The 14,123-nt window shown below is 57.7% G+C and carries 13 protein-coding genes and 1 pseudogene; 7 read left to right on the top strand and 7 right to left on the bottom strand.

Annotated elements, in window-relative coordinates:
- Nucleotides 1-19 precede the first annotated feature (19 nt).
- Together ACR0JI_RS17320 and ACR0JI_RS17315 are read right to left on the bottom strand one after the other, a co-directional pair.
- Nucleotides 20-1,759 (bottom strand): adenylate/guanylate cyclase domain-containing protein, encoded by a 1,740-nt coding sequence (locus tag ACR0JI_RS17320; protein WP_480475200.1) that lies wholly within the window; start codon nt 1,757-1,759, stop codon nt 20-22.
- 118 nt (nt 1,760-1,877) lie between these two features.
- Entirely contained in the window at nt 1,878-2,666 is a 789-nt protein-coding gene (locus ACR0JI_RS17315; protein WP_480475198.1) for a 23S rRNA (adenine(2030)-N(6))-methyltransferase RlmJ, read from the bottom strand.
- Nucleotides 2,667-2,821: 155 nt separating this feature from the next.
- On the opposite strand from ACR0JI_RS17315, the gene ACR0JI_RS17310 reads away from it, so the two are divergent.
- The 6 genes from ACR0JI_RS17310 to ACR0JI_RS17285 are packed head-to-tail and all read left to right on the top strand — an operon-like array spanning nt 2,822 to nt 9,388.
- A complete protein-coding gene (locus tag ACR0JI_RS17310) occupies nt 2,822-3,868 on the top strand; it encodes a rod shape-determining protein (RefSeq protein WP_480475196.1) in 1,047 nt (348 codons plus the stop codon).
- 58 nt (nt 3,869-3,926) lie between these two features.
- Nucleotides 3,927-4,829, top strand: coding sequence for a rod shape-determining protein MreC (gene mreC, locus ACR0JI_RS17305; protein ID WP_480475194.1), 903 nt, complete (start codon nt 3,927-3,929; stop codon nt 4,827-4,829).
- Nucleotides 4,822-5,358 carry a rod shape-determining protein MreD gene (locus ACR0JI_RS17300; protein WP_480475192.1) on the top strand — a complete coding sequence of 179 codons (537 nt, stop codon included), beginning with the start codon at nt 4,822-4,824 and terminating at the stop codon, nt 5,356-5,358. Before mreC ends, ACR0JI_RS17300 begins: the two co-directional genes overlap by 8 nt.
- Nucleotides 5,355-7,304, top strand: a complete 1,950-nt coding sequence (gene mrdA / locus ACR0JI_RS17295; protein WP_480475190.1) for a penicillin-binding protein 2 — start codon at nt 5,355-5,357, stop codon at nt 7,302-7,304. The genes ACR0JI_RS17300 and mrdA overlap by 4 nt, the downstream gene beginning before the upstream one ends.
- On the top strand, nt 7,301-8,440 hold the full coding sequence (gene rodA, locus ACR0JI_RS17290) for a rod shape-determining protein RodA (RefSeq protein WP_480475188.1): 1,140 nt from the start codon (nt 7,301-7,303) through the stop codon (nt 8,438-8,440). The genes mrdA and rodA overlap by 4 nt, the downstream gene beginning before the upstream one ends.
- 15 nt (nt 8,441-8,455) lie before the next feature.
- Entirely contained in the window at nt 8,456-9,388 is a 933-nt protein-coding gene (locus ACR0JI_RS17285) for a 2-hydroxyacid dehydrogenase (protein WP_480495477.1), read from the top strand.
- Nucleotides 9,389-9,390: 2 nt separating this feature from the next.
- Here ACR0JI_RS17285 and ACR0JI_RS17280 read toward each other — a convergent pair whose 3' ends face one another.
- From ACR0JI_RS17280 to ACR0JI_RS17265, 4 genes and pseudogenes are all read right to left on the bottom strand, one after another.
- On the bottom strand, nt 9,391-11,406 hold the full coding sequence (locus ACR0JI_RS17280) for a M3 family metallopeptidase (RefSeq protein WP_480495475.1): 2,016 nt from the start codon (nt 11,404-11,406) through the stop codon (nt 9,391-9,393).
- A gap of 75 nt (nt 11,407-11,481) precedes the next feature.
- Nucleotides 11,482-12,531 carry a HesA/MoeB/ThiF family protein gene (locus ACR0JI_RS17275; protein ID WP_480495473.1) on the bottom strand — a complete coding sequence of 350 codons (1,050 nt, stop codon included), beginning with the start codon at nt 12,529-12,531 and terminating at the stop codon, nt 11,482-11,484.
- Nucleotides 12,531-12,707, bottom strand: a pseudogene (locus ACR0JI_RS17270) (dUTP diphosphatase); the annotation flags it as partial. The pseudogene ACR0JI_RS17270 and the gene ACR0JI_RS17275, both read right to left, overlap by 1 nt.
- 309 nt (nt 12,708-13,016) lie before the next feature.
- Entirely contained in the window at nt 13,017-13,247 is a 231-nt protein-coding gene (locus ACR0JI_RS17265; RefSeq protein ID WP_480495471.1) for a helix-turn-helix domain-containing protein, read from the bottom strand.
- Nucleotides 13,248-13,409: 162 nt separating this feature from the next.
- Here ACR0JI_RS17265 and ACR0JI_RS17260 point away from each other — a divergent pair, with 162 nt between their 5' ends.
- A complete protein-coding gene (locus ACR0JI_RS17260) occupies nt 13,410-13,748 on the top strand; it encodes a hypothetical protein (RefSeq protein WP_480495469.1) in 339 nt (112 codons plus the stop codon).
- A 120-nt stretch (nt 13,749-13,868) separates the two neighbouring features.
- Here the strand turns inward: ACR0JI_RS17260 and ACR0JI_RS17255 are convergent.
- A partial coding sequence (locus tag ACR0JI_RS17255) for a hypothetical protein (RefSeq protein ID WP_480495466.1) occupies nt 13,869-14,123 on the bottom strand: 255 nt, incomplete at its 5' end.

Genomic DNA, 14,123 nt, shown 5'->3' with positions numbered 1-14,123 from the left:
TTCCGGGCCGTTTTTTACCTCAGGACAATCCGGCCTTAGCCAGCCCCTGGATAAGATGCTGCAAATCCTCTTCGCGTCCGTAATGAAGGTTCGCGACAAGGTCCTGAACAGTCAAATCCGGCTGTGACACATGGATTTCCTTGACATGTTGGCGGGCTTTGGCCTCGTTGCCCAGCCAACTGTGACACGCCGCAACATAGGCGTGCTGAACCACATCCAATGCCGGCAAGCGCGAAAAGTCCTCGATCGCAGCTTCATATTGCTTTGCGCCGAAATGGGCTTTGCCCAAATGGCTCCAGAACCGGGCCGGATGATGGGGGTTCAGCCGCATCGCTTTTTCGATCCACTCGGCGCCTTCCTCGGGCCGACCAGACCAGGTCAGCAACTCTCCCATCTGCACCACGACCAAATCGTAGTTTGGATTCAAAGACAGCGCGCGTTCCTGATGGTAGCGGGCGCGCCCAAGGTCATTTTGCAAAATTTCCACCGCCGCCATCAGTCTGTGTACGTCGGCATCGTTATCGTCCAGTGATGCCGCCTTCTTGGCCGAATCCAGCGCCAGCATCTTCATCGCCTCGCCGTCCTCGGCCCAGCCGTACCCCCAGGCCTGACCGCGAATGCAACCGCGCCAGGCATGGGCATGAGCATATTCCGGGTCCAGTTCGATGGCCCGCTCGATCAGTTTCATCGCTTCGGCATTGTCCTCACGTGTGCTGCGGTGGTGCAGAACCTTTGCGGCCAGAACGCATTCATACGCCGCGAAATTTGAAGGGGTCTTTCGCTTTAACTCTTCCTGTTGCGACGCTTCGATGCGGCCCGGCAGTGTCGCCACAACTGCCGAAGTGACCTCGTCCTGGATGGTAAAGATATCATCCAGGTCACGGTCGTATTTCTCGGCCCAGATATGGGCGTCGTTCTGACTGTCGATCAACTGTACCGTGACGCGCAGGCGATTTCCGGCTTTGCGCACACTGCCTTCGACGATGTATTGCGCGCCCAGAGTCTCGCCGACTTGGCGAAGGTTCACGGCCTGCCCCTTGTAGACGAAACTGGAATTGCGCGAAATCACGAACAACTCGTGCCGACGGCTGAGTTCGGTTAACAGGTCTTCAGTCAAACCGTCGACGAAGAACTCCTGTTCGGGATCGCCGCTCATGTTCTCGAACGGCAGAACCGCAATTGTCGGTTTGACGACTCTGGTTGAGCCGTCCTCTTTGGAATTTTCACCAGCCGCCGCAGCGGGCGCGTCCAGTTCAACGCGGAAGGCATGAACCGGCTGGGAAATATTCTTGAGCGAAATCTCCCCCAGATCCTGAAAGCGAAGATCCAGCCGACTGGTCACCTGGTTGTGCACCGCGCCGGAAATCAACACGTCACCAGGAGAGGCAGACTGTTCCAGACGCGCGGCCACATTGACCCCACTGCCGAAAATATCCCCGTCTTCAAAGATGATTTCATCCAGATTGATGCCGATCCGAAATTGGATGCGCTGATCCTTAGGCACATCTGCATTTCTGCGAAACATCCGGTTCTGGACTTCGACGGCACAAGCCACGGCATCGCAGGCGCTGGTGAACTCGACCAACATCCCATCGCCGGTTGTCTTGATAACAGTGCCTCGGTTTTTTTCGATCGACGGGTCGATTAATTCGATCCTATGAGTGCGCAAACGGGCCAAGGTGCCTTGTTCATCCGCTTCCATCAGGCGGCTGTAACCCACCATGTCTGCTGCCAGAACTGCTGCGAGTCTGCGATTCATTGCGATCCCCCCAGCGCCAAGTCTAGTGCCGCATGCCCTGACCGAACAAGAATTTTAATCGGTACATGCAAGGCGTGTATCGGCGAGGTGGCGTGCGCCTTCAACATGTCGTCTGGTGTCAGCCGAGACCGGAAAACAGCGCATCCAGTTTTTGCGTTTCTTCGGCAAACCCGAATGGCGCATTCACAAAGAACATCCCGGACCCCACCATCCGATGCCCCGCGCGCGCGGCGGGAAAGCGGACCTCATGACGCACAGATTTCGGCATATTCTGAGCCTTCAAAGCAGCGACCATCCTGACGTGCCTCTCATCTGTCAGGATCGGGTACCAAAGGGCAATCACGCCCACATTCCACTTGCGGTGCAGCTTGGCGATAATGCCGGGCATGCGGTCGTAATCGGTTTTCACCTCGTAACTGGGGTCAATCAGCATCATGCCCCGGCGCGGAGTCGGAGGCAGCAAAGACTGTGCCAGATCGAACCCATCCTGCTGATAGACCTTCGCCCCAAACGGCGACATCGCCAACGACAGGGCCGCAAATTCCTGCGGGTGCAGTTCCGCGAGGTTCAAACTGTCCTGTTCCCGCAACATAGTCGCGGCAATCATCGGCGATCCCGGATAGGCCGTGTCGCCGTACCGGGCCTGTACCTGCTTCAGGACCCGCTCCATCGGGTGGTCGGACCCGAACCACCCTTCCCGCTGTGCGCGACCGATCCCTGCCGCTGCCTCTCCTGTCCGAATGGATTCGTCTGCATCCAACCGGTACAACCCGCGCCCGGAATGCGTCTCGATATAGCTGAGCGGCTTGTCTTTGCGTGTCAGATAATCCAGCACCCACGCCAGTAATGCGTGCTTTTGGACATCCGCCAGATTCCCGGCGTGGTAAATGTGTTGATAAGAGAGCATTTTGCCTTCTAAAGTCCCATTCAATAAGGCGGAAAGGTGCTGATTGTCGCGGAATCAGCCCTTTTACCAGGCGTGATGGCACCCTATAAGTCATCCGTCCCGGAACCGTCGAGTCGCGGGCAGTAGAAAACCGACATTACAGGATCAGGGAAAACATGGGGATCTTTGGCAATCTGGGCGGCCTGTTCACAGCGGACATGGCTATCGACCTTGGAACAGCAAACACGCTGGTTTACGTCAAGGGGCGCGGTGTCATCCTGTCTGAACCTTCGGTTGTGGCCTATCACGTCAAGGACGGTGTGAAGAAAGTTCTGGCCGTTGGCGAAGATGCAAAGCTGATGCTGGGTCGGACACCCGGTTCGATCGAGGCCATCCGTCCGATGCGCGAAGGTGTGATCGCCGATTTTGATACTGCCGAAGAAATGATCAAGCACTTCATCCGCAAGGTGCACAAGCGCTCGACTTTCTCGAAACCCAAGATCATTGTCTGCGTTCCCCATGGCGCAACCCCGGTCGAAAAGCGCGCAATTCGTCAGTCGGTCCTGTCAGCAGGTGCCCGTCGCGCGGGCCTGATTGCCGAACCGATTGCGGCCGCGATCGGGGCCGGCATGCCGATCACCGACCCGACCGGCAACATGGTTGTCGATATTGGCGGGGGCACCACCGAGGTTGCGGTTCTGTCGTTGGGCGACATTGTCTATGCCCGTTCGGTCCGTGTTGGTGGTGACCGGATGGACGAGGCCATCATTTCCTACCTGCGTCGCCAACAGAACCTTCTGGTGGGTGAATCCACGGCTGAGCGCATCAAGACAACCATCGGCACCGCCCGCATGCCCGACGACGGGCGCGGTCAGTCGATGCATATCCGGGGGCGTGACCTGTTGAACGGCGTGCCCAAGGAAATCGAGATCAGCCAGGCCCAGATAGCCGAAGCGTTGTCAGAGCCCGTGCAACAGATCTGCGAGGCGGTTATGACCGCACTTGAGACAACGCCCCCCGACTTGGCTGCGGACATTGTCGACCGCGGTGTGATGCTGACCGGTGGCGGTGCGCTGCTGGGCGATCTGGACCTGGCCCTGCGCGAACAGACAGGCCTGGCGGTATCCATTGCGGACGAAAGCCTGAATTGTGTGGCTTTGGGCACCGGCAAGGCACTGGAATATGAAAAACAGCTGCGCCACGCGATTGACTACGAAAGCTAAGGCGCGCACCCTCGGAAGATAGGGTTATATCGGCGCGAGCAGCACGGGAAGGTAACCTGTGGCAAAAGACCGATCACAGCGCGATGAGTACACGCCCCCCCTGCGACGCTTGTTGCTGGGGATCGTTGTGCTGTGCCTGCTTGGTATCTTCCTTTTGTGGCGGATCGACAGCCCGCGCGTAGAACGGTTCCGCGCGCGAATCGTGGATACGGTTGTACCATCGATGGAATGGGCCATGGTCCCGGTGACTGCCGCCGTCAATCTGGTGCGTGACTTCCAAAGCTATCAGCGCCTGACCGAGCAAAACAGGGAACTGCGTAGCGAACTGCGCCTAATGCGCGCCTGGAAAGAGGCTGCTTTGCAGCTTGAACAGGAAAACGCGCGATTGCTGGATCTGAACAATGTCCGCCTTGACCCTCGTCTGACCTACATCACCGGCGTTGTCATGGCCGACAGCGGGTCGCCATTCCGGCAATCCGTTCTGCTGAATGTCGGAGAGCGTGACGGGATCGTAGATGGATGGGCCACGATGGACGGCATTGGCCTGGTGGGCCGGATATCAGGTGTTGGCCCTGACACGGCACGCGTGATCCTTGTGACGGACGCGACCAGCGCCATTCCCGCAACCATTCAACCTTCTGGGCAGACCGCTCTGATCAAAGGCGACAACAACCCCGCGCCCGCGGTGGAGTTTCTTGAGAACCGCGAGTTGGTTCGCCCCGGCGACCGGGTGATCACTTCGGGTGATGGCGGCGTGTTTCCTGCGGGCCTGCTGATCGGTCAAATCGCGGCAGACCCCGGGGGGCGCCTGCGGGTCCGACTGTCGGCAGATTTCGAAAGGCTCGAGTTTCTCAGGGTTCTGCGGTTTCACTCGGCTCCGCCCATTCAGGATCCGGGCAGTATCGTAGGCCCCACCCGCCCAGAGGTGGCATTGACCCCGGATGAGGTCAGCGATGGATAGACCGACTTCGCAAATCTGGGCCATGCGCAGCCTTTATGCCTTGCTGGCTTTTGCTGTGCTGTTTCTGCACCTGTTGCCATTGGACGCTCAACCCGATCGTTGGCCTTTTCCCGACGTCCTGATTGCCCTGACTTTTGCCTGGGTGTTGCGGCGGCCCGATTACGTCCCGACTGTTTTGGTCGCGCTTGTCATGCTGATGGCCGACTTTCTGCTGCAACGTCCACCGGGTCTATTGGCAGCGCTGACCGTAGTCGGGTCGGCCTATCTGCGGTCAGCGGCTTTGGGTATGAGGGATGCGGGATTTGCCGGGGAGTGGATGTCTGTCGGCATTGTGATCACGGCGGTCATCTTGATGAACAGGTTAGTACTATCGGTGATGTCCGTGCAGCAGGCTGCAATGGGGCCGGTCGTGGTTCAGCTTGTGCTGACGGTCGCTGTCTACCCGTTGGTCGTGTTGCTTAGCCAAAGCGCGTTGGGGGTTCGCCGCATATCCGCTGCTGATGTCAGCGCTGTGGGAAGCCGGGCATGAAACAGCGCAAACCCAAATCCCAGGGCCTTGCCTATAAGCGTCTGCCACGCAGAGCGCTGTTGCTGGGCGGTCTACAGGCGGTGTTCATAGGCAGTCTGGCGGCACGAATGCGGTTCATGCAGGTAGAACAGGCCGACGAATATCGCTTGTTGGCCGAAGAAAACCGCATCAACATCCGGCTTATCCCACCGACCCGTGGGCGTATCTATGACCGGAACGGTCAGATCATCGGCCAGAACTCACCTTCCTATCGCATCGTCATTGTGCGTGAGGATGCCGATGACGTGGAAAAAGTCATCGCCAAACTGTCGGAACTGATCCCTCTGAACGAAGATGAGATCGAGCGCGCCAGGACTGAAATGCGCCGCTCGGCCCCGTTTCTGCCGGTGACGCTGGCGGATCAGGTTACGTGGGAGGATATCTCGAAGGTTGCGGTCAATGCTCCGGCGCTGCCGGGCGTAACGCCCGAGGTCGGCCTGACGCGGCAATACCCACGATACGAGGATTTCGCCCATATCGTCGGCTATGTCGGCCCGGTCAGCGACTATGACCTCAGCAAAATCGAAGACCCTGAGCCGGTATTGCGCATCCCAAGATTCCAGATTGGAAAGGTCGGCCTTGAGGCAAAGCAGGAAATCGAACTGCGCGGCAAAGCCGGTGCAAAGCGGGTCGAGGTCAACGCGACGGGGCGTGTCATGCGCGAGCTTGACCGGCAGGAAGGACAACCCGGGGCAGATCTGCAACTGTCCATCGACGCTGAACTGCAACAATATGCACAGGCGCGACTGGCGGGCGAAAGTGCGGCCGCAGTTGTCATAGACTGCGAAACCGGCGACCTGCGCGCGGTCGCCTCGGCACCCAGTTTTGATCCGAACCTGTTTGTTCGCGGCATTTCGGTCGCCGATTACCGGGCACTGACAGAAGACAAGTATCGTCCGCTGGCGAATAAGTCCGTGCAAGGCACATATCCTCCGGGATCGACCTTCAAGATGGTCACCGCGCTGGCCGCGTTGGAAGCTGGCGTAGTCTCCCCCGGCAACACCGTGTACTGCCCCGGGCACCTGAAGGTCGGCAGTCGTCGCTTCCATTGCTGGAAACGTGGTGGGCACGGGACGGTCGACCTCAACCTCTCGCTGAAACGCAGCTGCGATGTCTATTACTATGACGTGGCTCTGCGGGTTGGCATCGACAAGATCTCTGACATGGCCCGCACTTTGGGACTGGGGGTCAAGCATGATATCCCGATGTCTGCAGTGGCAGATGGGCTGGCCCCCAATCAGGAATGGAAGCAGCGCGCGTATGGTCAGGAGTGGCTTGTGGGCGATACGGCAAACGCGTCCATCGGTCAGGGCTTCATGCTGGCTTCGCCGCTGCAACTGGCTGTGATGACCGCCCGCATCGCCACCGGTCGTGCAGTCACGCCGCGCCTGGTGCGCTCGATCGACGGTGTTGAACAACCCTCGGGCGCCGGAGAACCACTGGGCCTCAATTCCTACAATCTGGAACAGGTCCGCAAGGCCATGTTCTCGGTCTCGAATGACAGGCGGGGCACGGCATATCGAAGCCGCATCATCGCGGATGAGTTCCGGATGGCAGGGAAAACCGGAACCAGCCAGGTTCGAAACATAACCAAGGCCGAACGGGCGGCAGGCGTGATCCGCAACGAGGACCTGCCGTGGGAACGCCGCGACCACGCACTGTTCGTTTGCTTTGCACCGTTTGATAACCCGAAATACGCCGTAGCCGTGGTTGTTGAGCATGGCGGCGGCGGGTCCACGGCCGCAGCCCCGATTGCACGCGACATCATGCTGCAAGCTCTTTATGACGGCACTCCGCCGCTTGAAGCCTACCCCGTCGCCGACCGCGAACACATCAAAGAACAGCAAAAACGGCTGGAGGGTGAAAAACGCCCCAAGGCGCGACCGGATGGAAAGGACCGTGCATGAGCTATCTTGAATATGCCGTCAAATCCACGCCGTCGGGGTTTCGCAAATTCCTGTATATGAACTGGCCGCTGACGTTGCTGTTGATCAGCACCGCCAGCGCGGGCTTTCTGATGTTGTATTCCGTTGCGGGCGGTTCGTGGACGCCCTGGGCCGAGCCGCAGATGGAACGTTTCGGGCTTGGTCTGGCAGTGATGTTCATCATCGCACTGGTTCCGATCTGGTTCTGGCGCAACATGTCGGTGCTGGCCTATCTCGGCTCGGTGGCTTTGCTGGTATTTGTTGAACTGTTCGGCACCATCGGAATGGGTGCGCAGCGCTGGATCGACCTTGGGTTCATGCGCCTGCAACCCTCGGAGGTCATGAAAGTCACGCTGGTCATGTTGCTTGCGGCCTATTACGACTGGCTTCCCTCGCATAAAACATCCCGCCCGCTTTGGGTTCTTATCCCGGTTGTCCTGATCATCCTGCCTACATTGCTGGTTCTGAAACAGCCCGATCTCGGCACATCTATCCTGCTTCTGGCCGCAGGAGGTGGGTTGATGTTTCTGGCAGGGGTTCACTGGGCCTATTTTGCCGCCGTTATTGCTGCTGTCGTGGGTCTGATCGCCACTGTTTTCAACAGCCGTGGGACCGACTGGCAATTGCTGAAGGACTATCAGTTTCGGCGCATCGACACCTTTCTGGACCCGTCCACCGATCCCCTGGGGGCCGGTTACCACATAACCCAATCCAAGATTGCCTTGGGTTCCGGGGGCTGGAACGGGCGTGGGTTCATGCAGGGCACGCAGTCCCGCCTGAACTTCCTGCCCGAAAAGCACACCGATTTCATTTTCACGACGTTGGCCGAAGAGTTCGGATTTGTCGGGGGAACGACCCTGTTGACCCTTTATGCCTTGATTCTGGTTTTCTGCATGGTCACGGCACTGGCAACCAAGGACCGGTTTTCATCTCTGGTCACGCTGGGTATCGCGCTGAACTTCTTCCTGTTTTTTGCCGTCAACATGTCGATGGTGATGGGCATGGCTCCTGTCGTGGGTGTACCATTGCCGATGGTCAGCTATGGTGGCTCGGCCATGCTGGTTCTAATGGCAGCCTTTGGCATCGTCCAAAGCGCCCATATTCACCGCCCCCGTTGATCTGAAAGGTCTCTGATGTCTGTGAACGTCCTGTTTTCCGCGCGCCCTGCCCTATGGCCGGTGTATGAGCCGCTGCTGACACAATATCTTGATGAGGCGGGTCTGGACGTTCAGCTTGGAACCGAGTTCGAACCGGATCAGGTCGACTACGTTGTTTACGCCCCAAACGGAGGGGTACAGGATTTCAGACCTTTCACGCGCCTGAAAGCGGTGCTGAGCCTTTGGGCCGGGGTCGAAAAAATCGTGGGTAACGAAACACTGACCGTTCCGCTGGCGCGGATGGTGGATCACGGTCTGACGCAGGGTATGATCGAGTGGGTGGTTGGCCACGTGCTGCGCTACCATCTGGGGATGGACCGGCACATCATGGTACAGGACGGTGTCTGGACCCCAGACGTCCCACCGCTGGCGCAAGAGCGCAACGTTTGTATTCTGGGGATTGGAGCATTGGGTGAAGCCGTGGCCCGCGCGCTGACAGCGCTTGAGTTTCGGGTCTCAGGCTGGAGCCGTACAGCCAGGGACATCCCCGGTGTAACCTGCCTGCATGGTGCCGAAGGGCTGCGCCAGGCGCTTTCTCATGCCGAAATCGTAGTCTTGTTGCTGCCCGATACACCTGCCACTGAAAACGCGCTGAATGCGGAAACGCTGGCCCTGCTTCCCAAAGGTGCGCGTATCATCAACCCGGGACGCGGGCCGCTGATTGATGATGATGCGCTATTGGATGCCCTGAACTCGGGCCAGGTGGGCCACGCAACGCTGGATGTGTTCCGTGTCGAGCCCTTGCCCACCGATCACCCCTATTGGGCGCATCCGAATGTCACCGTGACCCCGCATATCGCGTCCGAGACCCGCCCGATCACTGCCGCACAGGTCATTTGCGAAAACATCCGGCGCGGGGAATCCGGCGAGCCCTTTGTGCACCTTGTCGACCGCACGCTGGGCTACTGACGTCACGCCGCAATCAGACCGCGGCCTTTCAACAGGGCATCCACGCCCGGCAATCGCCCCCGGAACGCCAGATACAAATCCTCTGCCTCGCGCGAACCGCCGGTGGACAAGATATTGTCTTCCAGCGCTTTGGCCCGTTCAGGATCAAAGGCACCACCTGCTTCTTCGAAGGCCGCAAAGGCGTCAGCATCCATCACCTCGGACCACATATAGCTGTAGTAGCCCGAGCTATAGCCATCGCCTGCGAAAACATGCGCAAAGTGGGGCGTGGCGTGGCGCATTCCAATGGCTTGCGGCATCCCCAACCCGGCTAGAACCTCGGCCTGTTTTGCCATCGGGTCTGCCGGGGCGTCGCCATCGTGGAAGGCCAGATCAACAAGGGCCGAGGCGACATATTCAACCGTCTGGAATCCCTGGTCGAAATTGGCGGCATTCAGCACTTTTTCAAGCATCACCTGCGGCATCGGTTCGCCCGTTTCGGCATGGGTGGCAAACTCGGCCAGAACTTCGGGCACTTCCAACCAGTGTTCATAAAGCTGGCTGGGCAGTTCGACAAAATCGCGCGCAACCGAAGTCCCCGAGATGCTTTCATAGGTCACATTGGACAGCATCTGGTGCAAGGCATGGCCAAACTCGTGGAACAGGGTGCGTGCATCGTCATAAGACAGCAGCGCCGGATCACCCTTGGCGAAGTTGCAGACATTGATGACAATCGGTGCCTGTTCTTTCGGGAATCTGGCCTGTGCCCGCATCGCGCTGCACCAGGCACCTGATCGCTTTGACCCCCGTGCAAAGTAGTCACCGATGAACACGGCGACATGCCGACCGTTGCGCGTAACTTCCCACGCGCGGCAATCCGGGTGATAAAGCGGCACGTTCAAAGGCTTGAATTCCAGCCCGAACAGGCGGTTTGCACAAGCAAACGATGCCTCGATCATCCGGTCCAGTTGCAGGTAGGGTTTCAGTTCCGCCTCATCCAGATCATGTTCTGCCTTGCGCCGCTTTTCAGCGTAATAGCGCCAGTCCCATGCTTCCAGCGGGCCGTTGACACCGTCTTCCTGCATCATCCGGGTCAGGATTTCCGCGTCCGCATCGGCGCGGGCCTTGGCAGGTTCCCACACCTGCATCAACAACTCACGTACCCGGTTCGGAGTACGAGCCATTTCAGTTTCCAGCTTGTAATCAGCAAAATTGTCATAGCCCAACAGCTTGGCGCGTTCCTCACGCAAGCCCAGAATCTCAGCCGCGATGTCGCGATTGTCGGTCTCGCCGCCATTCGCCCCGCGGGCAGCCCAGGCGCGATATGCTTTTTCGCGCAGATCCCTACGGGGTGAAAACTGAAGAAACGGCACGATCAGCGACCGGGAGAGGGTAACAACCGGCCCCTCCGCACCCTTTTCTGCACCAGCAGCGCGCGCCGCATTCACAACGAAATCCGGCAGGCCCTGCAGATCTTGTTCGGTCAGATCCATGAACCAATCCCGCTCATCCGCCAGCAGGTTCTGGGTAAAGGACGTCCCCAACGAGGCGAGGCGCGACTTGATTTCTTGCATACGAGCATCTTCGTCCCCGTCCAACGCCGCGCCTGCACGAACAAAACCCCGATGGGTAAGCATCAGCACACGCGCCTGTTCCTCGGTCAAGTCAAGATCATCGCGCCGTGCCCATAGGTCGGCCACACGCTTGAACAGCGCCTTGTTCGAAGAAATTCCCGAGAAATGCGCCGATAGCTTGGGTGAAAACGCGCGCTGCAACTCTTCCCGCTTGGAGTTGCTGTCTGCGCCTGCAACAGTGAAGAAGACCGACAGAACCTTGTCCAGCTGCTCGCCCGCAGCCTCAAGGGCTTCGACCGTGTTAGCGAATGTAGGGGCCTCTGCATTTGCTGCAATCGCGTCGATCTGCGCGTTATGCGCAGTCATCGCCTGATCCAAAGCCGGTGCAAAATCTTCGTCCGAAATATCGGCGAAAGGGGCTATTTCGAATGGGGTGGTCCATTTGGACAGGATCGGGTTGGTCATGCGGATCTCCTTTGACCCTATAGCTAGTTCGCCATGGCCGGGTGTTCCAGAACCTCCAGCCCACGTTAAGAAAGGTTAATTGCTTGCGGTACCGCAAATGGGGCAATCGGCACGGCGGGTCAGCGTGATCTTGCGGCTTTCACCGTATAGGGCGTCGTAGATCAACATCTCGCCCCGCAGCGCCATGCCAGCGCCCGTGATCACCTTTATCGCCTCAACCGCCATCATCGATCCGACGACGCCCGGCAACGGGCCAATCACACCTGCCTCGGAACAGGACGGGGCCAGACCGGGGGCCGGGACTTCGGGAAAGATACACTGATAGCACGGGCTGCCATTGGCTGGGTCAAACACGCTGAGCTGCCCTTCCCACTGCGACAAGGCCCCCGAAATCAGTGGCTTGCCCAGCGCGGCGGCAGTCCGGTTGGCCAGATAGCGGGTCTCAAAATTGTCCGTGCCGTCAAGGATCAGATCGAAGTCGGCAAAAAGTTCTGCCGCGATTTCATCGCTCAATCTGCGATGAAAGGGCAGAACTACCACATTCGGGTTCTGCGCCTCCATCGCTTGCTGGGCGGAAAAGACCTTGGGCATATCGATATCTGCATCGCGGTGGATCACCTGCCGCTGCAGGTTCGCATTCTCGACTATGTCGTCGTCAATGACCCCGATTGTACCCACACCTGCGGCCGCTAGGTATTGCAGCGCCGGGGCGCCCAAACCTCCTGCACCGATCACCAGAACACGGGCTTGTTTCAACTTTTTCTGACCCGGCCCGCCCAATTCGCGCAGCACGATGTGGCGGGCATACCGGTTCAGCTCGGTTTCAGTGAAACGGTCAGAGGGCATGGTAGATTCCGGCTTGGAGGCTTGTACTGCACGGTTGCGCAGGGCCTTCAGCACACGGCCATATAGCAAAACGATGGCAGCGAATCCCGCAAGGATCAGCCACAGTGCCGCGGACCCACCGGTTGCTTCGCGCAGGGGATGCCCATCCGGAAAGATCAGATGAGACAGGATCACCCCGACCAACAACACACTCACCGACACCACACGCGCGGTTTTTGACGCGCCCGCGATATAGCCGACGCCCCATAGCCCAGCTGCCAGAACAAGAACCAGCAGCATCAGCCGCGCCCGGTCGAGCCGAAACCACCAGCCCCGCGATCTGTTTCACCCAATGCCTCAGCCAGTTCGAATGCCGCCTGCACGACAGGGGCAACTACCAGCTGCGCGATACGATCGCCATGGGCAATCTCGAACGGTTCCTGACCGGCATTCATCACGATTACCCCCAGAGGTCCGATGTTATATTCACCAAAAGGCGGTTTACACACTTGTTTGTAAGGTTCTTGCACGTCTAAACGCTTTCGAGACCGTTGACACAATATTGTTTTCAGCATTTGACCTTCGCTAGCCATCGTCACGAGTAGAAGCCCTTTAGGCGGGTTCTCCAAAATGTAGGAACTTGGTTGGACAATGTACTTATCTAACTTTCTGCGAGAGCATTCCTCACCACTAATCCTTGGGCAACCTGACATCGAATAATCACCTGCTCCAAGATTTCTTCAACATTGTCGTTCTTGACGCCCAACCAGGACATATTAAGCTTGCTACCTTTTGGGGTTAGAAATTTCAGCCTCCATTTCCATCACTAGCTGGCTCAAGGAAAGATCCAACGCGCCACTTATACGTTGAAGCGTATCGAGAGTTGGTTGGTGTCGGCAGCTTTCCAGTAGTGAGATGTAACGCATGCTTCTACCTGCCAGATGCGCAAGTTCTTCTTGCGAGAGTTTTCGCGCCTGCCTGTGACGTCTCAGCACGATGGAGAGTGCGGTTACCATTGGGTCATCGATTCTTTCAGGGTCCATTTAAGGACAAAGGCGGTAAAGAGTGGCTTGCGGCTATGAAGTATACTATGAATACTGAGTAGAACCGAAAGAAACTGTTTGGTAACACAGATCCGGCAACTCGCTTGGTCTGGCTCGTGTAAGGAAAGATGGAACATGTCAAAAAAGTTGTCTGAAGATCAGATTGCTATGTTGGTCCAAGTCATCACTCAAAATGTATTGGACGCGGTTTCAAGCCCCGAAGAGCAGACCAGAAAACGCATGGAGAAAACAGCACAGACTGTAGTCCTCAATCGTGACCGCGGGCGTCAATTATCGCCCTACACGGGACAGCTTCACTTAAAGGTTCTGCCGGAAGATGAGGAGTGGTTCAAAGAACTAAGAAAACAGATTAACGTCCAGAATGGAAAACTCTTTCATCTTTTCCGTAGGTTCATTGACGACAACGCGTCTATCAGTGCTTCTGAGTTTCAATATATTAATCGAGTGCAGTGAGACTGCGGATGGGCTACTGAAACGGTGAAATTCGCTCACACAACGTCGTATGCCATCTCCAATGGGTGCCCGAATTCCGAAATATGCGACGAACTGTTTAGCAATACCGTAGATCAAGTTTCAGTCGATGCTGAGGCGCGTTTGGCCGCGCAGGCTTTCTACTGCCGAAACAATAGTACCTTCTTCTGGTTGCAGCTTTGCCCAGTCAGTCCAAAAGTCTCGCGTAGCGCTATCTGGCTCTATTCTAGGTATATCGAGCTTGATGCGTGTTGGCAAAAGGACGGCTGTTGATTTCCGCTGAGAAGTGACCCGGTAAGCCAGATAATTTTCACTGAGAATTGACCCATGTGAGCACATTGCCCCGACGTTTTCGTT

The sequence above is a fragment of the Ruegeria sp. N10 genome (assembly GCF_056531545.1).
This window is presented reverse-complemented; position numbering and strand designations above follow the sequence as displayed.